The following is a 23,847-nucleotide window of genomic DNA, read 5'->3' as shown; positions in this document are numbered from 1 at the left end:
ACCAAATTAACGAAAGTAAACGGTTCATTAACCTTAATGTTGTTCAACTGATCTGACAAAGCCGGATCAGTCGGTGCGATTGCCGGTCGAATTTTAGATTTTGCGAGGCGTAGATGAGTGGCAAGCATGTCGCGGTTTTGATGGGTGGATTGTCCTCCGAGCGGCCTGTGAGCTTGTCCTCTGGCAGCGCCTGTGCTTCGGCTCTCGAGGGTGAGGGCTTCAAGGTCACGCGCGTTGATGTCGGTCGCGATATCGGTCGTGTTCTCGAAGATCTGAAGCCGGATGTCGCCTTCAATGCGCTGCATGGTCCCTATGGCGAAGATGGCACCATTCAGGGCGTGCTTGAATATCTCGAAATCCCCTACACCCATTCCGGCGTGCTTGCGTCGGCGCTTGCAATGGACAAGAAGCAGGCGAAGATCGTGGCTGCGCAGGCCGGTATTCCTGTCGCCGAAGCCATGGTCATCAACCGCTTCGACGTCGGCAATACGCATCCAATGGCGCCGCCCTATGTCGTGAAGCCGGTTCGTGAGGGGTCGAGCTTCGGTGTCGTCATCGTCCGTGAGGACATGGCGCACCCGCCGCAGATCCTGACGTCAAGTGAATGGCGTTACGGCGATCTCGTGATGGTCGAGCGTTATGTGGCGGGTCGCGAACTGACGTGCGGCGTGATGGATGGCAAGGTGCTCGGCGTCACCGAGATCGTGCCGCTCGGCAACAGCTTCTATGATTACGACTCCAAGTATGCGGCGGGTGGTTCGGAGCACGTGCTTCCTGCGCAAATTTCACCGAAAATTTACCAAAAAATACAATCATTAGCGCTGAAGGCACATCAGGCGCTCGGGTGTCGCGGAGTGAGTCGGTCCGACTTCCGCTATGACGATCGCTTCTCCGAGGATGGTGATCTGATTTGGCTGGAGCTTAACAACCAGCCGGGCATGACCCCCACTTCGTTGCTGCCTGAAATGGCTGCCCTTGCGGGCTACAGCTTTGGTGAATTCGTACGTTGGATGGTGGAGGACGCTTCTTGTTCTCGTTGAGCGGCAACAAATTGGTGGGTGGGTCCGGCGTGTATCCGGCTGCGCCGATTGCGTCGGGTGAGACGAAGGTGCTGCCGCGTCCGCTGCGCCGCCTGGTGCGATTTGTGCTTGCCTTGTGCTCGGGCCGTATCGCGCTGCCGCGCCATCTCGGCAAGGTCAGTCTGGTGGCGTTCTATGGTTTGGTCAGTCTGCATGGAGCTGTGGTCGGTGGCCACGGCCCGATCGTCATGCAGACCGTTACGGCGTCGGCTGGTTTTGCGGTCGAAGATGTTCGGGTCTCCGGCAATCAGCATACGTCGGAAATCGATATCCTGCAGCTGCTCGGTCTTGATGGGTCGACCAGCCTGCTCGGCCTCGACATTGCTGCTGCGCGCCAGGCGCTCTCCGAGCTCCCCTGGGTCGAATCGGCCGAGGTCCGCAAGGTCTATCCGTCGACCGTCGAAGTTGTTCTGCGTGAGCGTCAGGCCTATGGCATCTGGCAGCACGGTAATGATCTCTCGCTTATCGAGCGGTCCGGTTCGGTGATCGCGCCGCTGCGTGACAACAAGTTCGCATCGCTGCCGCTCTTCGTCGGTCGCGATGCCGAAACCGCAGCTGCAGCCATCGATGAGGAATTCTCCCAGTGGCCGGCGATTGCCTCGCGGGTAAAGGCCTTCGTACGTGTTGGTGGCCGTCGCTGGGATGTTCACCTGGAAAACGGCATTGTCGTTCGCCTGCCGGAAGAGAACGTCCCGGGTGCCCTCGCACTGCTCAACCGTTTTGACGTCGAGCAGCAGGTTCTGTCGCGCGACATCGCAGTCGTTGATCTGCGGCTGCCCGATCGTGTCGCCGTTCGGCTGACCGTCGGCGCGCAGGAGCGCCGTACGGTTGCCCTCGAAGAGCGTCGCAAGGCTCTGAAGAAACTGGAGCAGAAGATATGAGCATCTTCGGTGGCTCTTCCTTTGGTTTTCCGCGCACCAAGCCGCTTTCGTCGAAGCGGGCGCATGTTGTGTCGGTGCTCGATATCGGCTCGACCAAGGTGGTCTGCATCATCGCGCGCCTCACACCGCGCCGCGAGTCTGCTGTCCTGCCGGGTCGTACGCACAATGTTGAGGTCATCGGTCTCGGTCATCAGCGCTCGCACGGCATCAAGTCCGGCGTGATTGCCGATCTGGACGCTGTTGAAAATGTCGTGCGCTTGGCCGTCGATGCTGCCGAGCGCATGGCAGGCCTCACCGTGGAGAGCCTGATTGTCAACGTTTCTGCCGGTCGCATCGGTTCCGACGTCTACACCGCGTCCATCGATCTCGGTGGCCAGGAAGTCGAATCCGGCGATCTGCGCAAGGTGCTGATTGCCGCCGGTCAGCAGTCCCAGGGCAATGACCGTGCCGTCCTGCATTCGCTTCCCACAGGCTTTTCTCTTGACGGAGAGCGGGGAATCCGTGATCCACTTGGAATGTATGGCGACGTTCTCGGCGTCGACATGCATGTGGTCACGGCCGAACGTGCAGCGCTTCGCAATCTGGAGCTCTGCATCAACAGGGCTCATCTGACCGTCGAGGGCGTGGTTGCCACGCCTTATGCCAGCGGCCTTGCAGCCCTGGTCGACGACGAGGTGGAGCTCGGTTGCGCGGCGATCGACATGGGCGGTGGCATGACCACCATCTCTGTCTTCGCCGAAGGCAAGCTGATCCATACGGACGCCATCGGGATTGGTGGTCACCATGTGACGACCGATCTGGCGCGCGGGCTTTCGACCCGTATCGAGGATGCGGAACGTCTGAAGGTCGTTCACGGTTCGGCTGTCGCCAACGGCGCCGATGATCGTGAGGTCGTGTCCGTTCCACCGATCGGCGAAGACGATCGTGATCAGCCGACCCAGGTATCGAAGGCACTTGTGACCCGGATCATCAGCGCGCGGATCGAGGAAACCCTCGAGATGCTGCGCGACCGGATTCAGAAGTCGGGCTTCTCGCCGGTGGTTGGCAAGCGCGTGGTTCTGACCGGTGGTGCCTGCCAGCTCACCGGCATGCCGGAAGCGGCCCGCCGCATTCTGGCCCGGAACGTGCGTATCGGTCGTCCGATGGGTGTGTCCGGCCTCCCGGCCGCGGCCAAGGGACCGGCCTTCTCGACGGCTGTCGGGCTGACGATCTATCCGCAGATGGCGGATCAGGAAACACATGCCGGGCAGGGCGGGTTGTTCTCGCCCTTCGGCAACGGAAACAGCCGCTTCGCCCGCATGGGCCAATGGCTGAAAGAGAGTTTTTGAGTTTACCCGGCCGGACACAAGGTTCGGCCAAGGGAAATCTGTTGAAATGACATGGCCGGCTTGGCGATGCGGCCGGAAAAAGAAGGAACGGGTACCATGACCATCAAGCTGCAGAAGCCAGATATTACTGAGCTGAAGCCCCGCATCACCGTCTTCGGTGTCGGTGGCGGTGGCGGCAACGCCGTCAACAACATGATCACCGCTGGTCTGCAGGGCGTCGATTTCGTCGTTGCCAACACGGATGCCCAGGCGCTGACCATGACCAAGGCCGAGCGCATCATCCAGCTCGGCGTCAATGTCACCGAGGGTCTCGGCGCAGGATCGCAGCCGGAAGTCGGTCGCGCTGCCGCTGAAGAATGCATCGACGAGATCATCGACCATCTCAATGGTACCCACATGTGCTTCGTCACCGCCGGCATGGGCGGTGGTACCGGTACCGGTGCCGCTCCGGTTGTCGCCCAGGCTGCCCGCAACAAGGGCATCCTGACCGTTGGCGTCGTCACCAAGCCGTTCCACTTCGAAGGTGCGCGCCGCATGCGGCTTGCCGAATCCGGCATCGAAGAACTGCAGAAGTCGGTCGACACGCTGATCGTCATCCCGAACCAGAACCTCTTCCGCATCGCCAACGACCGCACTACCTTCGCCGACGCCTTCGCGATGGCCGACCAGGTGCTCTATTCCGGCGTTGCCTGCATCACCGACCTGATGGTCAAGGAAGGCCTGATCAACCTCGACTTCGCGGACGTTCGCTCCGTGATGCGCGAGATGGGCCGCGCGATGATGGGCACCGGCGAAGCATCGGGTGAAGGCCGCGCAATGCAGGCTGCCGAAGCCGCCATTGCCAACCCGCTGCTCGACGAAACTTCGATGAAGGGCGCTCAGGGCCTGTTGATCTCGATCACCGGCGGTCGTGACCTGACCCTGTTCGAAGTCGACGAAGCTGCGACCCGTATTCGCGAAGAAGTCGACCCGGACGCCAACATCATCCTTGGTGCCACCTTCGACGAAGCGCTCGAAGGCATCATCCGCGTGTCTGTCGTTGCCACCGGTATCGACCGTGCAGCACTTGCCTCCAAGGGCTTCGAAGCCGCTCCGCTGGCAAAGCCCGCTATGCGTCCCTCCGCGGCCGTTGCTCCGGCACCGGCCGCATATCAGCCTGCAATGACGCAGGCCCCCAAGCCGACCATGGATCCGGTCGCAGACACCATTCGTTCGGCTGAAGCAGCCATGGAACGGGAACTCGAAATCGCAACTGCCCGCCAGCCGATCATGAGCCAGCCGCAGCCCGCTTCGCAGCAGGAATTCCGTCCGGCAAGCCGTCTGTTCGCTTCGCCGGCTCCGGAAGCAGCTCCCGCTCCGCAGATGGTCCAGCCGGTTGCTCCGGCTCCCGTCATGAGCCAGCCGGCACCGGTGATGCAGCAGCCCGCTCCGGTCATGCAGGCGCCGGTCGCTCCGGCACCTGTCATGACAGAGCCGCGCATGGCAGCTGAGCCCGTCCGCATGCCGAAGGTGGAAGACTTCCCGCCGGTGCTGCGCGCCGAGATCGACCACCGCGCCCAGCCGGCAGCACCCGCTGCCCAGGACGAGCGCGGCCCGATGGGTCTCTTAAAGCGGATAACCAATTCGCTCGGTCGTCAGGCTGACGAAGAGACTGTCATGGGTGACATGACCGGTTCTGCGCCGGCTGCTCCGTCGCAGCAGCGTCGTCCGCTGTCGGCCGAAGCCAGCCTCTACGCTCCGCGTCGTGGCCAGCTCGACGATCAGGGCCGTGCCACGCCGGCACGCGCCACCAGCGAAGACGATCAGCTTGAAATCCCTGCTTTCCTGCGTCGCCAGACGAGCTAAGGAAAGCACGACTCACCTTCGAGAAACCCGGGTCGAGAGGCCCGGGTTTTTTGCGTCTCACACTTTGTGACAACACGTCGAATTCTTGAGGATAATCAAGGGACTGCCTTCGTTACAAAGCGAAAGAATCAGTGATTTGGCTCACGTCCCGGTCACACGTATGTATGTGATCGAACACAGGGCCTATCAGCCCTTTGACAAGAGATTGCGACGGGAAGCAAACGATCCACCGCCTCGTCGCTTCATTTTAAGGCTATCGGAATGGCAATTGCTTTGCTCGGATTTCAGACCACGATCGCAGCGTCTCTCACGCTGACGGGTATCGGGGTTCATTCCGGCCGCGAGGTCTCCATCACCCTCCAGCCGGCTGAAGCCGGTACAGGTATCGTGTTCGTCCGCCAACACGATGACGGTTCTACCAGTGAGTATCGCGCAGTGTCTGCGCATGTCGGCAATACCGATCTCTGCACCGTGCTCGGCACCAATCCGACGCGGTCCGTTGCCACGATCGAACATGTCATGGCCGCATTTTATGCGCTTGGTCTCGACAATGTCGTCGTCGAAGTCGATGGCGCTGAAATGCCGATCATGGATGGCAGCTCGGAAGTCTTCATCGATGCGATCGAACAGGTCGGCATCACCAATCTCGGCGTCAAGCGCCGCTACATTCGCGTCACCAAGCCGGTTCGCATCGAGGCCGGTGCGTCATGGTCCGAGTTCCGCCCCTATGACGGCACGCGTTTCGAGGTCGAAATCGATTTCGACAGCAAGCTGATTGGCCGACAGAAGTGGGAAGGCGACCTGACGGCCGAAACCTTCAAGACCGAATTGTCGCGCGCGCGCACCTTCGGCTTTATGCGCGATGTCGAGCGCCTCTGGGCTGCGGGCTTCGCTCTGGGCTCTTCGCTTGAAAACTCTGTCGTCATTTCGGACGACGATACCGTGATCAATGTCGAAGGCCTGCGCTACGAGAAGGACGAATTCGTCCGTCACAAGACGCTCGATGCCGTGGGTGACCTCGCTCTCGCCGGTGCCCAGTTCATCGGCTGCTACCGTTCCTATCGCGGTGGTCACAAGATGAATGCGAATGCACTGAAGGCATTGCTCAGCGACCCGACCGCCTATGAGGTCGTGGAAGCGCCGAGCCGCAGCCACCAGGTTCGCGCCCGGGAATTCGTTCCGGTTCAGGTTTCGGAATTCGCGCCCTGGTCGGCGTAAGTATAAGACAGGTCAATCAAAGTTCAACGCCGGCTTCTTCCTGAAGGCCGGCGTTTTGCTGAGCAGGCAAGGATAAAGGCAGAATGGCACTTTCTGGGTGCCCTGCCACAAAAATGCGTTAAAGTCACATCACTGCGTTGCCCTAGTGCCGCTTTTGTGGCTAGAAACGCCAGTTGAAGGCGACGGTTTTCAAGCGGCGCTGCAATCGGGATCTTTCGAATGAATCAAGTGGGATCGGTCGTTGTGAAGAATGCCGTGCGTATTGCGGGCCTGAGCGTGATGTTGTCTTTCGGCGCCGTGCTCGCGGGATGCCAAAGCGACCCTGATATCGACATCAGCAAGCTCGCTGCCGAGACCGAGCCGCCGGAAGTGCTCTACAATCAGGGCCTTGCCAACATCAAGGCTGGCAACATGAGCGAAGCGTCCCGCAAGTTTGACGCGGTCGACGCCCAGAACCCGTTCTCTGAATGGTCGCGCAAGGCACTCGTCATGAGCACCTTCACGAAATACCGCCTTGGCCGCTATGCCGACGCGATTGCGACCGGCAACCGCTACCTGAGCCTCTATCCGAAGTCCGAGGATGCGGCTTACGCGCAGTATCTCGTCGGTCTGTCCTACTGGAAGCAGATTTCCAACGTCACGCAGGATCAGCGCAATTCGGTCAAGACGATCGAAGCGATGCAGCGCGTCGTCAACGACTTCCCCGATTCGGAATATGTCGATGACGCACAGGCGAAGATGCGCTTCGCGCGTGACCAGCTCGCCGGCAAGGAAATGCAGGTTGGACGCTACTATCTGGAGCGTAAGGAATATCTCGCAGCCGTCTCGCGCTTCCGCGTCGTCGTCGAGCAGTATCCGAACACCAACCAGATCGAAGAAGCTCTCGCCCGTCTGGTCGAGTCCTACTACGCGATGGGCGTGGTTTCGGAGGCTCAGGCTGCGGCGGCGGTGCTCGGACACAACTATCCGGACAGCCAGTGGTATGCCGACAGCTATGCGCTGTTGCAGAGAGGCGGTCTCGAACCGCGTGAGAATTCCGGTTCGTGGATCACCCGCGCCGGTCGCAGGCTGCTGATCGGGACCTGATGGTCTTAAGTCACGAAGTGAGAAACTGAGCCTATGCTGGTCCAGCTGTCGATCCGCGATATCGTTCTGATCGAGCGGCTGGATCTTGCCTTCGAGACCGGTCTATCCGTGCTGACAGGGGAAACCGGGGCCGGAAAATCCATTCTTCTCGACAGCCTCTCGCTGGCCCTTGGTGGCCGCGGCGACGGTTCGCTCGTGCGCCATGGCGAGGACAAGGGGCAGGTCACTGCCGTCTTCGATGTCGGCGGCAGCCATCCGGCCCGGACACTGCTGAAGGGGAATGGCGTCGATGACGACGGCGACCTCATCTTCCGCCGCGTGCAATCCGCCGATGGCCGCACCCGTGCCTATATCAATGATCAGCCTGTCAGCGTGCAGCTGATGCGCCAGGTCGGCCAGTTGCTGGTCGAGATCCATGGCCAGCACGACGATCGTGCGCTGATCGACACGAATGCCCACCGCATGCTGCTCGACGCCTTCGCCGGTCTGACCGACGAAGCGCTGGAGCTCGGGGACAGCTATCGCCGCTGGCGTGAGGCCGAGCGGGCCTACAAGACCCACAAGGCGAAGGTTGAGGCGGCCGCACGCGAAGCCGATTACCTGCGGGCCTCCGTCGAGGAGCTGGAGGGTCTCTCGCCGCTTGATGGCGAGGAGGACGAGCTCGCCGAGCGGCGCTCCGCCATGCAGAAATCCGAACGCATCGCCGGCGATATCGCCGAGGCCTCCGAATTCCTGAATGGCAATGCCTCGCCAGTACCGCATATCGCATCCCTGATGCGCCGACTGGAGCGCAAGAGCCACGAGGCTCCTGGACTGCTGGAAGAGACCGTGCAGCTGCTTGGCACGGCCCTCGACACGCTGTCTGCAGCGCAGATGGAAGTCGAAGCCGCCTTGCGCCGCACGGAGTTCGATCCGCGCGAGCTGGAGCGCGTCGAGGAGCGTCTGTTTGCGCTTCGCGCGGCGGGCCGGAAATATTCGGTTGCCGTGGCAGATCTCCCGGCACTTGCCGAAAAGATGGTGGCCGATCTCGCCGATCTCGATGCCGGAGAAGAGCGGCTTGGCCAGTTGGAGGCAGCCGTCCTCGAAACCCGGGCGCATTACGACCATCTGGCGCTGCAACTGTCCGGCAAACGGCAGAACGCCGCCCAGGCGCTTGCCGATGCCGTCATGCAGGAACTGCCTGCGTTGAAGCTTGAGCGTGCGCGCTTCATGGTCGAGGTCTCAGCCGACGCCGACAATGCGACTGCGGACGGTATCGACACGGTCGAGTTCCACGTCCAGACCAACCCCGGCACCCGACCAGGCCCGATCATGAAGGTGGCCTCAGGCGGTGAGCTCTCCCGCTTCCTGCTGGCACTCAAGGTGGCGCTTGCCGATCGCGGTTCGGCGCCCACGCTTGTCTTCGACGAGATCGACACCGGGGTCGGCGGTGCGGTGGCCGATGCCATCGGTCAGCGGCTGAAGCGCCTGTCTGCCAAGGTTCAGGTGCTGTCCGTCACCCATGCGCCGCAGGTTGCGGCTCGCGCTTCTGCGCATTTCCTCATCTCCAAGGGACCGACCGGCGATGCGGGGGACAAGATCGCGACCCGGGTTGCCATCATGGAGCCGGAGCATCGGAAGGAAGAGATCGCCCGCATGCTTGCCGGCGCTTCCGTCACCGATGAGGCGCGGGCGGCAGCCGCCAAACTGCTTGCCGCCGGCGAGTGAGCCACATCCATCCGGCCGTGGTTGCCTTCCACCCTGAAACCTGTTTCGTTGCCGCATCATGATGGACCTGATCCAGATCTACTGGGCCGAAACCCTTGCCGTTCTGTCAGTCGTTTTCGGCACGGTGGCGGCCACCCATGCGGCGATGACGAAACGCGAGGTGCGCTCGGCGCTCGGCTGGGTGGGCATCATCATCCTGTCGCCGCTGGTGGGCGCAATGATCTACGCGGTCGCGGGCATCAACCGCATCCGTCGCGCAACGCTGATCTCCAGACGCGCGCTCGAACTCGACGAGATCTGGCGCAGCCTTTCGCTCTACAGCATCGACCGCGAAACCGTGGCCGCCCAGTTCGGTGATCGATTCGGACCGATGAAACTGCTCGGTGACAGGGTAACCCGGCATCCTCTGTCGTCGGGCAACCATATCGCGATGCTCTCGACCGGGGAGGAGACCTTCGATGCCATGTGCCAGGCAATCGAAGCCGCGCAACACAGCATCATCCTCGAAACCTACATCTTCGATCGCGATGTCGTCGGCCGACGCGTGGCCGACTGCCTGATCGCCGCGCATCAGCGTGGTGTCGCCGTCCGGGTGATCGTCGATGCCGTCGGTGCGCGTTACAGCGTACCCAGCATCATCGGCTATCTCGAAGAGGGGGGCGTTCCGGTCGCCGTCTTCAACGGGCAGGTCATCATGGGCCTGCGGCTGCCTTACGCCAATCTGCGGACGCACCGGAAAATCCTGGTGACGGACGGGGCCACCGCTTTTGTCGGCGGCATGAATATCCGTGCGGGTTTCACCGGGCCGGATGGCGCGCGCGACACGCATTTTCGGGTGACCGGACCTGTTGTCGCCGACATTCTGGCGGTTGCTGCCGAAGACTGGCACTTCGAGACCGGCGAAGTGCTGCTGGGGCCGGAATGGGGCGTCCGGCTCGATGAGGCGGTGCCGGGGGCAGGGACCGCTGTTCGGGCGGTGGTATCCGGCCCTGACACTCATATCGAGACGAATCATCGGCTTCTGCTCGGCGCTTTTTCCGTGGCCCAACGGTCGATCCGGATCGTCTCTCCATACTTTCTGCCCGACACGACATTTATTGCGGCACTGAACACGGCTGCCCGTCGGGGCGTTCAGGTGGACGTGATCGTGCCCTCGCAGAACAATCTGGCGATCGTTGCGCGTGCAATGATGGGGCAGTTCGACCAGATCCTGCGCGAAGGGTGCCGGGTGCATCTGGCGGATGGTCCATTCGATCATTCGAAGCTGATGGTCATCGATCGGCAATGGTGTTTCATTGGCTCGTCCAATCTCGATTCGCGTTCGCTGCGGCTCAATTTCGAAATCGATCTCGAGGTCTATGATCGCGATCTTGCGGCGCAGATCGAAGACCGGATCGATCGCAGCCTGTCCAGCGCCGGGCAGGTCACTCTTGATACACTCCGCACACGATCTCTGCCCAATCGGATGATTGATCGCTTGTTCTGGCTCGGATCGCCCTATCTTTGATCGAGGACGGCGTTTAGTGCGTGGCCTCAACCGCAACCGGCCCCCGGCCCAACCGACGACGGATGCAACAGGTGTGATGAAGAAGACTAAGCCGAGCCTCGCCCGCACGATGGTGACATCCATTCGCAATCGCAGATGGCGTCCAGCGGAGCGGGTGGTCCAGGCACAGGTCGATGGTTCGTTGACCGTCGCTTCCTACAATGTGCACAAATGCGTCGGCACAGACGGCCGATTTGATCCCGAGCGCATTATCGACGTTATCAGGGAAATCGGTCCGGACGTGATCGCACTGCAGGAGGCAGACCAGCGTTTCGGCGAGCGCTCCGGGCTTCTCGATCTCAATCGGCTGCGGCTGGAGACAGGCCTTCTGCCGGTACCGGTACTCACCGGGCCGAAGTCGCATGGATGGCGGGGCAATGTGCTGCTGTTTCGCGAAGGGATTGTGCGTGACGTGCATCAGGTGGCACTGCCCGGTCTTGAGCCGCGGGGCGCTCTGGTGGCCGAAATCGATATTGAAGGCCGGGCCGGGCTGCGTGTGATTGCGGCGCATCTTGGATTGTTGCGCTGGGCGCGCCGCCAGCAGGCGGATGTCATTCTCGATCTCTTGCAGAACCGCGCCGAGCGGGCCACGCTCTTGATGGGGGATTTCAACGAGTGGCGGCTGGGGCCCGGCTCGGCGCTGACACGGCTTGAGCCGGTTTTTGGGCCGTTACCGCCACCAATCCCGAGTTTTCCCGCTCGTCTGCCGGTTCTCTCGCTCGACCGGATCATGGCGAACCGGTCTGGCCTGATCGCCGATCTGACGGCCCATGATACACCTCTTGCTCGCCTTGCTTCCGATCATCTGCCGCTGACGGCAAGGCTCGATCTCAGCAAGGTGGAGGAGTGAGCGCACGCTCTTTTCATTCGCCGATTTTCCGCTAAACCCGACTGAAGAAATGCGGAGGTTGCCATGGCTTTTAAGACCATTCCTGTCGAGACCTTGACCGAGGAACAGGCGAAGGCCGAATTGCAACGGCTGGCAAGCGAGATTGCCCATCATGACGCGCTTTATCATGGCAAGGATAAGCCGGAGATTTCGGACGCGGATTATGACGCGCTGAAGCGGCGCAATGATGCGATCGAAGCGCAGTTTCCGCAGCTGGTGCGGACCGATAGTCCCTCGCAGCGTGTCGGTGCGGCCCCTGCCGGCATCTTCGCGCAGGTCGTTCATGCCCGCCCGATGCTGTCGCTCGACAACACCTTTTCCGACGAGGACGTCCAGGACTTCGTGTCCTCGGTCTATCGCTTCCTCGGCCAGCTGCCGGACAATTCCATTGCCTTCACCGCCGAACCAAAGATCGACGGGCTCTCCATGTCGCTGCGCTACGAGAACCGTAAACTGGTAACGGCCGCGACCCGCGGCGACGGGACGACGGGCGAAAACGTCACCGCCAATATCCTGACGATCAAGGAAATCCCGACCGAGCTGCCTGCGGATGCTCCTGATGTCGTCGAGGTGCGCGGCGAAGTTTATATGGCGAAATCCGACTTCCTGGCGCTCAATGCGCAGATGGAGGCCGAGGGCCGGCAGACCTACGTCAATCCGCGCAACACGGCTTCCGGTTCACTGCGTCAACTCGATCCGAAGGTGACGGCCAGCCGCAAGCTGCGCTTCTTTGCCTATGCCTGGGGCGAGATGAGCCAGATGCCGGCAGAGACGCAATGGGAGATGGTGCAGGTCTTCGGCCGTTGGGGTTTCCCGATCAATCCGCTGACGCAGCGTCTGACGTCGATTTCGTCCATACTCGACCATTACCGCGAGATCGGGCTGCAGCGTCCAGATCTCGACTACGATATCGACGGTGTCGTCTACAAGGTCGACCGGCTCGATCTTCAGGCGCGCCTCGGTTTTCGGTCCCGATCGCCGCGCTGGGCGACGGCGCACAAGTTCCCGGCGGAGCAGGCCTTCACCACGGTCGAAGCCATCGACATCCAGGTGGGCCGCACGGGTGCGCTGACGCCTGTCGCGCGTCTGACGCCGATCACCGTCGGAGGCGTCGTCGTGACCAACGCGACGCTGCATAACGAGGACTACATCAAGGGCATCGGCAATTCCGGCGACCGCATCCGGCCTGACGACCATGACATTCGTATCGGCGATACCGTGATCGTCCAGCGCGCCGGAGATGTCATCCCTCAGGTGCTCGACGTGGTGCTGGAAAAGCGGCCAGAAGACTCGGCGCCCTATGTCTTCCCGAAGACCTGCCCGGTCTGTGGCAGCCATGCTGTGCGGGAGAAGAACGAGAAGACGGGCAAGCTTGATTCTGTCACGCGCTGCACCGGCGGTTTCGTCTGCCGTGCGCAGGCTGTTGAGCACATCAAGCACTTCGTCTCGCGCAATGCCTTCGACATCGAAGGGCTCGGGACGAAGCAGGTCGACTTCTTCTTCGAAAGCGACGATCCGGCGCTGATGATCCGCACGGCGCCCGACATCTTCACGCTGAAGGCACGTCAGGACCAGTCGCTGACGAAACTTGAAAACATCGATGGGTTTGGTCGTGTCAGCGTGCGCAAGCTGTTCGAGGCGATCGATGCCCGGCGCGAGATCGCGCTCCACCGCTTGATTTTCGCGCTCGGCATCCGCCATGTCGGCGAGACCACGGCGAAGCTTCTGGCGCGCTCCTATGGCAGCTACGCAGCCTTTGCGGAAGCCATGCAGGCGGCAGCGCCAAAGTTTGGCGACGCCTGGAACGAGTTGAACAGCATCGATGGGATCGGCGAGGTGGTCGCCGCCTCGATCGTCGAGTTCTTCAAGGAGCCGCGCAATCTCGAAGTCGTGCAGCGCCTTCTGAGTGAAGTGACGCCCGTGGACGCCGAGGCGCCGGTCGCAAGCGACAGTCCCGTGGCTGGCAAGACCGTCGTCTTCACCGGATCGCTGGAGCGCTTCACGCGTGACGAGGCGAAGGCCCGGGCAGAAGGGCTCGGAGCCAAGGTTGCGGGCTCCGTGTCGAAGAAGACGGATTATGTGGTCGCGGGGCCGGGTGCCGGCTCCAAGCTCGACAAGGCCCGTGAGCTCGGCGTCCAGGTGATGACCGAAGACGAGTGGTTGGCGCTGATCGGCGGCTGAGGTCAGGCTGCGGTAATCGCCGTTTCCGCAAGGTCGAGCCGAACGGGTTCCGGCTGATAGGGCGTGCGCGGCAGATCGCGTTCGAGCACGATCCTGTTGCGGCCGGACGACTTCGCGAGATAAAGCGCCTGATCGGCTGCGGCGTAGACAGCCGTGAAATCGCGAAGCGGTGTGATGTCGGCCAAGCCGCCGGATATGGTGACGGCGATCGACTGGTGCATGGACTCGACCAGACGGTTGGCAATGTTTCGCCGTAGCTTTTCCGCCATCGCGATGACATCGGCAAACTCGGCATCCCGAAAGAGGATGGCGAACTCTTCCCCGCCGATACGCGCGACGAGATGGGCGGGTCCGGTGATTTCGCAGAGCGTTCTTGCTACCGAGACAATCACGTCGTCGCCGGCCAGATGGCCATAGCGGTCATTGATCTGCTTGAAACGGTCGATGTCCAGGATCAGCAGATGCCCGCGCTCAACCTGAGAGAGATCATCGATGAAGGCGCGGCGATTGAGAAGGCCGGACAGCATGTCGGTTCGGCTCAACTGGCGGAACTCGAGCCGTGTTCTGGCGAGGTGAATGACCGCATAGCCCATGTAGAGCGAGCAGAGCATCGTCAGGACGAAGGATACAATCATGGCGATGCCGCAGCCGATTGCCAGATCGCGCAACAACGGGTTGAGCAAGACATCGAAGGCATGCAGGACAAGCAAGATGCCTGCGACCATGAAGCAGGCGATGATCGAGTTACGGATCGACAGTCTGGTCGCAAAGCGGATTACCGCATCCCAGTTGTCGAATTCTGTGAGCCCAATATCGCGGATGACCCACGCTTCAATCCGTTGCTTCAACATAGGTTTTGACCATACAGAATGACTTGAAACGAAAATCGATCAGTCGACGCGAGAGCTTATCTGCCGCCGTCTGCTGTCATGAAATATGTTTGCTCGCAAACATTGCGACCGTCTTACGTCAAGGTGCCGAATGCAACCCTGGCCGTAAAGAGTTCATTTTCATTTATACTAGTATTAATCCCCTAAAAATTAAGGTTCGATGAATCCAAAACCCTGGATTGCATATGGCCGCGTGCCGATCCGAGACGTTCACGGCTCAGTGAAACCGGATGGGACAACCTGCAGCTGATGGAGAGACGGATTGTTGACGAAAAGCAGACCGCCCCGGGAAGTCGACCCGGCAGCGACGTAGTCGAAGGTCATTCCCGCTTCCTCGACCAGCTCAGGTCCGTCGAGGAGCGCCGCCTTTATTTCCACCGCAGCGGCCGCCTGATCACCTGAATTGCGTACCTCGATCATGACGCGCCAGCCGGAGAGCTGGGGATCAATGGCGAGGATCAGGACGGCAAGCTCCGGTGGGCGATCGTCGCTCGTCATCGCTTCGAATGCCATCCAGCCGATCACCGCCACGACAATGGTGGTTGCCGCAAGGCCGGTGAGCCATTCCACCCAATGCGGGCGTATTGGGTCGGTCGCTTTGCTGGCATTGTCACGGGTCATGTCGGGCCTCCTTAAAGAATAAGTCTGGCGGCGGCCGCGCCGATCGCTGCCGGAAAGCCGAGCACGACCAGCGTCAGAAGGGCCTCTGCCATGCCGAGGTCATCCAGCCGACCGAAGGTCCAGAGGCTGTAGAGGCTGACGGCGAGGGCGACAACGTAACCGGGGATGGTGAACCTGACAAAGGCATGCCAGACCGGCGTTTCCTCCTGAAGACTGTGGCCGCCCTTGAAGGCGAGCGCATAAACGAAGCCATGCATCAGCATCATCGACAGTGCCATGAGGGCAAGCGCATGCCAGATGGTCATTTTGTAGGCGAGAAGGATCATCTCCTCTGTCGGGGCCAGATTGAGCGACAGGAAAAGTGCACCCACGGCCATCATGAAGAGCTCGGTGAGGTAGCCGGTATTGGCCTCCTGGCTTGGATCGGCACCGTCCTGCTCGTCATCGGCATCCTCGTCCTGCATGCTGAGCTGGCTTCGGCCGAGCAATGCACCGATGCTTGCCGGTACTGCCTGTAGTGCCACCATTCCGACCCATTCGCGCGGCGCCATATCGAGCGTGATCACCCCGAGCAGCACAAGGATCAGCGCACTGGCGGCGACGCCCATGCCATAGGCGACGATCGCGTCGCGGGCCGATTCGCGCCATGTGGCGGTCCGTTCGAAGCCGATGCGGTGGGAAAGTCCGACGAGGAGAGGCAGGTTGAGGACCAGCAGCAGAAGAAGTCGCTCTCGGTCCATGTAGAAGCCGAGGAACCACATCTCCATGGTCATCAGCATGGGGATGGAGAAGAGAAGGGCACCGGCAAGCCCGCGTGCAAGGCCGACGAGAAACCGGCTTACCCGTGCCGATTCGTGACGTTCATCTGCGACTTCTGCCATTGTTCCACCGTCCCTTGCCGCGCAGGGAATGCGCAAATGGGGGTGGTTGTTCCGTCTGGCGGGAGGTTGACCGGCTGCCGTGAGGCAACCGGTTCATGTCTGGCAGGAGCGTTGCATGTACACGTCCTGCGGCCAGGGGCCGATCAGCCCTTCGGCTTGAAGGTCTTTTTCTTGGGGCCTGCCGATGGGCCACGGTCGTCGAACTTGCCCTTGGGCTTGCCGGCGCCGGTGAAGGCGGGCTTGTCGCCCTTCGGCTTGCCGGCCCAGTCGGGCTTGGCAGGCTTGTCCCAGGAATTCGACGCACCCTTCGGCTTCTTCTTGAAACCGGGCTTGTCGTCGCTCCAGTCGGGACGCTTCGGCTTGGGCGCGTCGCCCCAGACTTCCGAGTCCGTCACCGCCATGGCGTCGCGCGGTGGCCGGGCAGGGCCGTCTTCCTTGCGGGCGTAGGGCTTCTTGTCGCCGAACGGCTTCTTTTCACCATAGGGTGCCTTGTCGCCATAGGCCTTCTTCTCGCCATAGGGCTTCTTGTCACCATAAGGCTTCTTGTCGCCAAAGGGCTTGCGATCGCCTTCCTCGCGCGGTGGGCGGGGGGCGCGCTCCTTCGGAGCCGCGTTGAAGTCCGGCATGCCGGGGAGCTGTGACAGCGTAATGCCGCGCTCAAGCGCCTTGTTCGGGCCAAGCGCGCCCAGGAACGTGTCGAGCGCGCTTTCAGCGATCTCGACGAAGGTTTCCTCCGGCTGCATCTTGATCGCGCCGATCTCGTTCTTGGTGATGTTGCCGTTGCGGCAGAGCATCGGGATCAGCCAGCGCGGCTCGGCATTCTGGCGGCGGCCGACGGAAACGGAGAACCAGACGCTGGCGCCAAAATCGCCACGCGGCTTGGTCGCCGAGTTGGCCGGGTTGGCATAGTCCGGCTCCTTGCGGGCCTTGCCGGCTTCGAGGCTGACGGGGATCAGATCTTCGGGTGCCGAACGCTTGCCGCGCTGCAAACGCAGGAAGGCAGCGGCCACCTGTTCGGCGCCGTGGGTCGCGATCAGCGATGCGATCATCGGTGCTTCGTCTTCGGTGATCACTTCCGTCAGCATGGGATCGCCCATCAGGCGTTCATCGTCGCGGGCCTGAACTTCGTCGGCGGAGGGCGGAAGCGCCCAGGTCGGGCGAACATTGGCGCCGCCAAGCAGGCGCTCGGCCTTGCGACGGGCACTGTTCGGCACGATCAGCGCCGAGACGCCCTTGTTGCCGGCGCGGCCTGTGCGGCCAGAACGGTGCAAAAGGGTTTCGGAATTGGTCGGCAGGTCCGCATGGATGACGAGCTCGAGGCCCGGCAGGTCGATGCCGCGGGCGGCAACATCGGTCGCGATGCAGACGCGCGCACGGCCATCGCGCATGGCCTGCAGCGCATGGGTGCGTTCATTCTGCGAAAGCTCGCCTGACAGCGCCACGACCGAAAAGCCGCGGTTGTGCAGGCGTGAGGTCAGGTGGTTGACGGCAGCACGGGTGGAGCAAAAGACAATGGCGTTGCGGGCTTCATAGAAGCGCAGCACGTTGATGATCGCATTCTCGCGATCGGGATTGGCGACGGCGAGCGCACGATACTCGATGTCGACATGCTGCTTCTGTTCGGACACGGCCTCGATGCGGCGTGCGTCGCGCTGGTAGCTCTTGGCGAGGTCAGCGATCGAGCGCGGCACAGTTGCCGAGAACATCAGCGTGCGTCGATCGTCGGGCGATTCTTCCAGGATGAATTCGAGGTCTTCGCGGAAGCCGAGATCGAGCATCTCGTCGGCTTCGTCGAGCACGACGACACGCATCTGGGACAGATCGAGCGCGCGGCGGGTAATGTGGTCGCGCAGGCGTCCCGGGGTGCCGACGATGATATGGGCACCGCGCTCTAGTGCGCGGCGCTCATTGCGAATGTCCATGCCGCCGACGCAGGAACCGATGATGGCGCCGGTCTCGGCAAAGAGCCACTCCAGTTCGCGCATGACCTGCATGGCCAGTTCTCGGGTCGGTGCGATTGCGAGAGCCAGCGGTGCGCCGGCGCGCTCGAAACGACCGCCTTCCGGCAGCAGCGTCGGGGCCATGGCGAGACCGAAGGCAACCGTCTTGCCGGAGCCCGTTTGGGCGGAGACGAGCGCGTCGCGACCTTCCAGCTCGGGGTCGATCATGGCCTGCTGCACGGGTGTCAGGGTATCGTAGCCGCGCTTGCGCAAGGCCTCAGCGATCGCCGGAACGATGGCGTCGAAATCAGTCATGGAGTGGTCTTTCGAATGTGATGGATGATGCGGGCCAAAGCACCGCGCCCGCCGATTGCGGGTATGTTGGCGCTGTTCCTACCCGTCTCGACCCAGAAAGTCGAGGGGCAGGGAACGAAAACGCTGCGCTATGGTGAACCATAGGCCTCGCACCACCCGGACACGTCATCAGCGAAGCCGCGCCATGGCCAAGGCCTCGACATAGGCTCCGCCGCGAAAAGCGTAGTCCGCCATCCTCCCTTCCATGGTAAAGCCGAAGCTCTCATAGAGGGCGATCGCGGCGGAATTGTCCGCATAAACGGTCAGTTCAAGGCGTCGCAGGTTCAGCCAGTCATCGGCGATGCCGACGGCTTCGCCGAGGAGCGCGCGCCCGATCCCGCGTCGCGTAAAGTCGTCATGCACGCCCATGCCGAGCGTTGCGACATGGGCACGCCTGCCTTTTGCCGGCGACAAACCGATATCGCCGACCACCGTGCCGTCGAATAAGGCCACGAGGTATCGGGCATCGCCGGACTGCTGTTCTATGCCGCGCCTGATTTCCTCGACGCTGTGATAGGGGAGGCGCATGGTGCCCCAGCGGTAGCCTTGCAGATTGTGCAGGTCGGCGATCGCGGCGGCGTCGACTTGAGATCGCGCACGGATCATCAGGCCTTCTGGCCAGGGATGCTCCTCGCGGGAAGCGACGGGATGTGATTGCGGCATTCTTGCTCTCCATGTCGTGGGCGGGAGAGCGAACCGGACGCCTGCTCAACCGCAGGGCGTTCGGGATAAGTAGGTTCTACAGACGCGACCTGACCCGGACACCCTTGCAAAGGGGGATCACATGAAGGGTCATAGAGGTGGTCGAGTAAGTTTTAGCCATAGGCATATGATGGAGAGGGCGTAGGCGTCGGTCAAGAGCGACGCCCGGACCCTTGTCCGAATCCGCTTGAGGTTTTAAGGCTTTCGAATGTCCACCACCCAATTCTCCGGCAAGACGATTGCCATCGACTTCGAGACCGCGACCGAGGCGCGTGCCAGTGCCTGCTCCATCGGCCTCGCCTTTATCGAGAACGGCCGTGTCGTGCGCGTCGAGGAGCGCCTGATCCGGCCGCCGGAGAACCGCTATTCGCCCTTCAACGTCGCCATTCACGGCATCCGTCCCGAACATACGGCCAATGCGCCCGAGTTTCCCGATGTGATGGCAGAGTTCGCCGGTGACTTCGAGGGCGCGCGTATGATCGCCCACAATGCCTCCTTCGATTTTTCGGTGCTCAGGGCCTGCCTCGATTTTTCGGGACTGGAGTATCCGGAGCTGTCCTATCTGTGCAGCGTCAAGCTCGCCCAGCGCCACTGGCCCTCGCTCGGATCGCACCGGCTGAACGTGCTGGCCGCGCATCTCGGCTTCAGCTTCCTGCACCACAATGCCGCCGAAGATGCGCGCATCTGCGCCGAAGCCTGCCTTGCCATGGCTTTGGAGGCCGAGGTTGAAGACCTCTTCGATCTCGCTGTGACGCTCGGGCTCAATCCGGGGCGTTTGCACCGGCATGGCTATGATGCCTGCTCCTTTGCCCGCAAGCCGAAGAAGAAATCGCTCGCCTTGCAAGCGTGACCGGGCATCCTATCTTCAGGGATATCACGAAGGAGTGAAGTCCATGTCGATTCGCAAAGCCGCCGCCGCTGCCGCCATTCTCGCCTCGACGGCGATCCCCGCATCGTCCGAAGTCGTCGGCAAGGTCGGCGTGGACTGGGTCGGCAATGACATCGTCATCGAAGCGATGACCGATCCCGCAGTGAAGGGCGTTACCTGCCACGTCACCTATTTCGATCGCTCGATTATAGATCGGCTGTCCAAAGGCAACTGGTTCGAGGATCCCTCGAACAACTCGATTGCCTGCCGCCAGACTGGACCGATCGAAATCGGCGATATCGATCTTTCGGAGGATGGCGAAGAGGTCTTCCGGGAGGGGCTCTCGATCATCTGGAAGTCGCTCGTCGTCAATCGCATCTACGACAAGAAGAACGATACGCTGATCTATCTTGCCCATTCGCGACAGGTTGTGGAAGGCTCGGCCAAGATGGCGATCTCGACCGTGCCGCTCTTCAATCAGACGGTCGTCTGGACATCGGGCAAGCCGAACTGACAGACCAGTTTTGGGGAGAATCGGGATCGGCATGCCCGGTGTGACATCTGTCACTTCAACGGTGCGATGCAGTGGGTCATTCATTTTGAACCGGCTCCGCGTCACCCCCAATTTCGCAGCCGGACGGAGAGCATCCTGTTCAACTCTCCACACAAAGACGCCCTGGAGCCTTGCGGATCCAGGGCGTTATTGAACGTTACGTAAGCGAGCTTACTTAACGTAGACGACCTTGCCACCGTTTGCGGCCGTCTCGACGTCGATGACGTTCATGGTTTCGATGCTCTTTTCCTGCAGAGCTGCCATGATAGCCGGATCAGCGCTTGCTTCAGCCTGCGCTTCAGACAGGGCGCTCTGGTCGTTGACCATGGCTTCGAGGCGCGTATGCTGCTGACGGTTCTGATCATTGTTCAGGCTGTCAAGGTAAACGATGTTCACGCCTTCAGCCATCGTCGTGGAATTGGTGGTGGTCGTCGTGTCGACCATCGGTGTAGCGGTCTGCGCGAGAGCAACGCCCGAGACAGAGGCGATAGACATAGCACCGGCGAGCGCGAGCTTTACTGCATTATTCATGATGTTTCTCCTTGGTTTCTTTTCAGAAACTTCCGCGTCGTCGGAAGTCATGGAGAAACGTCAAAATGCCGCGACGGTTCCGTATTTGGTAAAATAAGTGTTGACTATAACTTGTAGTCCCGCTCGCCCAGGCGGATATCCAGCGGGCCTGTCTGCTGCGCAAACGGGAACGAGCCCCGACAATGTCGAGGCTCCTTCCTGGGAAGAAATAAGATTTGATCAGGCGGCCTGAGCGAGCTCGTCGGCGATAACGGTGTCGAGGTTGAGGAAGCAGACCATCGACTTCTCAAGTGCGACGATGCCGCGGCAGAAGGCGCGCTGGGCTTCCGGGATGATTTCCGGTGCCGGCTGCAGGTCTTCACTCTTGATCGTCATCATGTCCGAGACCTGTTCGACCAGGAGACCGACCAGCTTGCCGGCGATGTCGGTGACGATGATCGCTGCGCGTTCCGACGGTTCGGTCATCTTCATGCCGAGACGGCAGGCCATGTCGATGACCGGGATGACGGCGCCGCGCAGGTTGATCAGGCCGAGAACGTAAGGGGGGGTATGCGGCATCGGGGTGACCGGTGCCCAGCCGCGGATTTCGCGGATGGCCATGATGTCGATGCAGAATTCCTGATCGCCGAGGTGGAAGGATACGATTTCCAGATAGGCGCCCGACTGTTTGATGGCATTACTCATGTTCAGAACTCTTCCCAGTGTTCCTGTGCTGCGGCAGCAGAGGCTGTTGCCGTGGCGGTACGGTTGAACGATCCCGCAACCTTGTTCATCAGCGCCCGTGCGGGAGACGGTCTCTGAGGGGAGGCGGCGCGCGCAGCCTCCTGATATTGGTCATGAGCAGCCTCGCCCAAGTTCACCTTGAACTGTCCGACAAGTCGCGAAAGGTTTTCCGCGTCACTTGCCAGCGTGTGGCTCGCCGCATTGGTCTGCTCCACCATCGCGGCATTCTGTTGCGTGACCTGGTCCATCTGGCTGACGGCCGAATTGATCTCGCTCAGTCCAACTGATTGTTCTCTCGCGCTGGTAACGATTGCCTTAACGTGCTCGTTAATTCGTAAAACATCTTCGCCAATCCGGTGCAGCGCCTGTCCGGTCGCCGTCACCAGCTCCACCCCGGAGCGCACTTCGTCGTTGGAACGGGTGACCAGGGTCTTGATGTCGCGCGCCGCATCGGCAGCGCGTCCGGCCAATGCCCGGACTTCCTGCGCCACGACGGCGAAGCCCTTGCCGGCGTCGCCGGCACGGGCCGCCTCGACGCCCGCGTTCAGGGCAAGAAGGTTGGTCTGGAAGGCGATCTCATCGATGACGTTGATGATCTTGCCGATTTCGTCGGTCGCATCCTCGATGCGGTTCATCGCGGACATGGCGTCATTGACGACTGCGCCGGATTTTTCGGCGTAGTCCTTCGCATTGTCGACCATATGGCTGGCTTCTTCGGCCCGGTCGGTTGCGCTCTTGACGGTTTCGGTGATCTCGGAGAGGGCGGCGGACGTTTCCTCGAGCGAGGCGGCCTGCTGCTCGGTGCGACGCGCAAGATCGTCTGCGGCGCTCTTCATCTGCTGGCCGTTGGCGCGAATCGAGCTGCTGTTGGTCGCGATCTCGGTCATGACCCGCTTGAGGTTGATGGCCACTTCGTTGAAATCGATCCTGAGCCGCTCGAGATCCTGCGGGAAGGGGCCGGCGATGGTTGCGCAGAGATCACCCTGAGACAGGCGGGTCAGTCCTTCGCCGAGCGCGTCGACCGCGAGCTTGAGGGCGCGTGTATCGGCTTCCATGGTTGCCGTGCGGCTCTCGCGCTCAGCCTCGTTCTGCCGCCGCTGGGAAAGGCTTGCTTCCTCCAGGTCATGCTTTTCGATAGCCGCCTTGCGGAAGATATCGGCCGAACGGGCCATGCCGCCGATTTCGTCATGCCGGTCAGTCCCGGCGACTTCCGTCTGGTAGTCGCCATCCGTGATGCGTTGCATGCTCGTACGAACGAGCCGGATGCCGTTGGCAATCGAGTTGCCGTGAATGAGCTGGAGTGCGATCACCGAGAAGAAGGCGATACTGCCCAGCCCAAGCTGGAAGGTCAGCGCCTGATTGCTTCGGCGTGTCGCCTCGTTGACATAGTCCTCGACCAGATTGCCACCGAGGGCCGAGAGGTTGTTGAGCACGTTGCCCAGACGCTCGCCCGCACCGTCGATCGCATCGTCGATGGCGGCGTATTCTTCTTCCGGCGCGCCGGTCTCGACCATGCGTTTCAGGTCGACCTGGATGGCTTGCGCGACGGCATTCAGGTCGGCTTCGTAGCTAGCCACTTCGCCCGGCGAACCGGCTTCTGCAGCGACAGAAGCAAGGACGGACGCACCATCCTGAAGGAGCGCGACAGCGGCGTTGATGATCTCGACACGCTCCGGCTGGATGCTTCCTTCCCCGCTGTCGATGATCGTGTCCATGGCCGCCAGCACCATGTTGGCATTGGCCAGGCGCATCTCGTTGATGCGCTCGACTTCATTCTTGATCTCGATTGAGTCGTGGATTGCGGTCGATATGCGTGCGTTCTGGTACCAACCGACTGCCAGCATCGAGCCGATGCCCAGCACTGCCGCGGCGCCCAGCGTCATAAGGCGCTGTTTGACGGACAGGTCTTTACCCGTGATGAGATTGACCATGAAACTCCCCAGCCCTTGTCCCGACTGCCCCTGCACGCCGGTGACGTGTCATGCGCAATCCGGAGAGGAGTATCCCGGCGGACGATCATGTCC

General features: G+C 61.5%; 20 protein-coding genes. 12 read left to right on the top strand and 8 right to left on the bottom strand.

What is annotated here, in order from left to right; genetic code table 11:
• The first annotated feature begins 113 nt into the window (after window positions 1-113).
• The 10 genes from GH983_RS10790 to ligA all read left to right on the top strand — a co-directional run bounded on the left by GH983_RS10790 (window position 114) and on the right by ligA (window position 13,760).
• A complete protein-coding gene (locus tag GH983_RS10790; protein WP_153762405.1) occupies window positions 114-1,040 on the top strand; it encodes a D-alanine--D-alanine ligase in 927 nt (308 codons plus the stop codon).
• Window positions 1,028-1,960 carry a cell division protein FtsQ/DivIB gene (locus GH983_RS10785; protein WP_371418466.1) on the top strand — a complete coding sequence of 311 codons (933 nt, stop codon included), beginning with the start codon at window positions 1,028-1,030 and terminating at the stop codon, window positions 1,958-1,960. Before GH983_RS10790 ends, GH983_RS10785 begins: the two co-directional genes overlap by 13 nt.
• On the top strand, window positions 1,957-3,288 hold the full coding sequence (gene ftsA / locus GH983_RS10780; protein WP_054151683.1) for a cell division protein FtsA: 1,332 nt from the start codon (window positions 1,957-1,959) through the stop codon (window positions 3,286-3,288). The genes GH983_RS10785 and ftsA overlap by 4 nt, the downstream gene beginning before the upstream one ends.
• A 96-nt stretch (window positions 3,289-3,384) precedes the next feature.
• A complete protein-coding gene (gene ftsZ / locus GH983_RS10775) occupies window positions 3,385-5,133 on the top strand; it encodes a cell division protein FtsZ (RefSeq protein ID WP_153762404.1) in 1,749 nt (582 codons plus the stop codon).
• 261 nt (window positions 5,134-5,394) lie between these two features.
• Window positions 5,395-6,351, top strand: a complete 957-nt coding sequence (gene lpxC / locus GH983_RS10770; protein WP_153762403.1) for a UDP-3-O-acyl-N-acetylglucosamine deacetylase — start codon at window positions 5,395-5,397, stop codon at window positions 6,349-6,351.
• Between the two features lie 279 nt (window positions 6,352-6,630).
• The gene (locus GH983_RS10765; RefSeq protein ID WP_371418484.1) at window positions 6,631-7,437 is read left to right on the top strand and encodes an outer membrane protein assembly factor BamD; all 807 of its coding nucleotides are present in this window, start codon (window positions 6,631-6,633) and stop codon (window positions 7,435-7,437) included.
• A 33-nt stretch (window positions 7,438-7,470) separates the two neighbouring features.
• Entirely contained in the window at window positions 7,471-9,144 is a 1,674-nt protein-coding gene (gene recN, locus GH983_RS10760) for a DNA repair protein RecN (protein ID WP_153762402.1), read from the top strand.
• Between the two features lie 58 nt (window positions 9,145-9,202).
• Window positions 9,203-10,651 (top strand): cardiolipin synthase, encoded by a 1,449-nt coding sequence (gene cls / locus GH983_RS10755; RefSeq protein ID WP_153762401.1) that lies wholly within the window; start codon window positions 9,203-9,205, stop codon window positions 10,649-10,651.
• A 76-nt stretch (window positions 10,652-10,727) separates the two neighbouring features.
• Window positions 10,728-11,540 (top strand): endonuclease/exonuclease/phosphatase family protein, encoded by an 813-nt coding sequence (locus GH983_RS10750; RefSeq protein WP_153763595.1) that lies wholly within the window; start codon window positions 10,728-10,730, stop codon window positions 11,538-11,540.
• 63 nt (window positions 11,541-11,603) lie between these two features.
• Window positions 11,604-13,760, top strand: a complete 2,157-nt coding sequence (gene ligA / locus GH983_RS10745; RefSeq protein ID WP_153762400.1) for an NAD-dependent DNA ligase LigA — start codon at window positions 11,604-11,606, stop codon at window positions 13,758-13,760.
• Window positions 13,761-13,762: 2 nt separating this feature from the next.
• On the opposite strand, the gene GH983_RS10740 is transcribed toward ligA, so the two are convergent.
• The 5 genes from GH983_RS10740 to GH983_RS10720 form a co-directional block, all read right to left on the bottom strand.
• The gene (locus GH983_RS10740; protein WP_069041128.1) at window positions 13,763-14,611 is read right to left on the bottom strand and encodes a GGDEF domain-containing protein; all 849 of its coding nucleotides are present in this window, start codon (window positions 14,609-14,611) and stop codon (window positions 13,763-13,765) included.
• A 249-nt stretch (window positions 14,612-14,860) separates the two neighbouring features.
• On the bottom strand, window positions 14,861-15,271 hold the full coding sequence (locus tag GH983_RS10735; RefSeq protein ID WP_069041129.1) for a hypothetical protein: 411 nt from the start codon (window positions 15,269-15,271) through the stop codon (window positions 14,861-14,863).
• 11 nt (window positions 15,272-15,282) lie between these two features.
• A complete protein-coding gene (locus tag GH983_RS10730; RefSeq protein WP_054151692.1) occupies window positions 15,283-16,152 on the bottom strand; it encodes a TIGR02587 family membrane protein in 870 nt (289 codons plus the stop codon).
• Between the two features lie 143 nt (window positions 16,153-16,295).
• Complete coding sequence (locus tag GH983_RS10725; protein ID WP_153762399.1) at window positions 16,296-18,407, bottom strand: DEAD/DEAH box helicase; 2,112 nt, start codon at window positions 18,405-18,407, stop codon at window positions 16,296-16,298.
• Between the two features lie 168 nt (window positions 18,408-18,575).
• Window positions 18,576-19,109 carry a GNAT family N-acetyltransferase gene (locus GH983_RS10720; protein WP_153762398.1) on the bottom strand — a complete coding sequence of 178 codons (534 nt, stop codon included), beginning with the start codon at window positions 19,107-19,109 and terminating at the stop codon, window positions 18,576-18,578.
• Between the two features lie 247 nt (window positions 19,110-19,356).
• Here GH983_RS10720 and GH983_RS10715 point away from each other — a divergent pair, with 247 nt between their 5' ends.
• Both GH983_RS10715 and GH983_RS10710 read left to right on the top strand, forming a co-directional pair.
• Window positions 19,357-19,998, top strand: coding sequence for a 3'-5' exonuclease (locus GH983_RS10715; protein WP_153762397.1), 642 nt, complete (start codon window positions 19,357-19,359; stop codon window positions 19,996-19,998).
• 43 nt (window positions 19,999-20,041) lie between these two features.
• Window positions 20,042-20,530, top strand: coding sequence for a CreA family protein (locus GH983_RS10710; protein ID WP_153762396.1), 489 nt, complete (start codon window positions 20,042-20,044; stop codon window positions 20,528-20,530).
• A 210-nt stretch (window positions 20,531-20,740) separates the two neighbouring features.
• Here GH983_RS10710 and GH983_RS10705 read toward each other — a convergent pair whose 3' ends face one another.
• The 3 genes from GH983_RS10705 to GH983_RS10695 form a co-directional block, all read right to left on the bottom strand.
• A complete protein-coding gene (locus GH983_RS10705; RefSeq protein ID WP_054151696.1) occupies window positions 20,741-21,100 on the bottom strand; it encodes a hypothetical protein in 360 nt (119 codons plus the stop codon).
• A gap of 219 nt (window positions 21,101-21,319) precedes the next feature.
• Window positions 21,320-21,784: a chemotaxis protein CheW gene (locus GH983_RS10700; protein ID WP_006725961.1), complete on the bottom strand. Its 465-nt coding sequence runs from the start codon at window positions 21,782-21,784 to the stop codon at window positions 21,320-21,322.
• 2 nt (window positions 21,785-21,786) lie between these two features.
• The gene (locus GH983_RS10695; RefSeq protein ID WP_153762395.1) at window positions 21,787-23,754 is read right to left on the bottom strand and encodes a methyl-accepting chemotaxis protein; all 1,968 of its coding nucleotides are present in this window, start codon (window positions 23,752-23,754) and stop codon (window positions 21,787-21,789) included.
• Window positions 23,755-23,847 lie beyond the last annotated feature (93 nt).

Origin of the sequence: Agrobacterium sp. MA01 (genome assembly GCF_009650195.1) — a bacterium.
Lineage (GTDB): Bacteria > Pseudomonadota > Alphaproteobacteria > Rhizobiales > Rhizobiaceae > Allorhizobium.
This window is presented reverse-complemented; position numbering and strand designations above follow the sequence as displayed.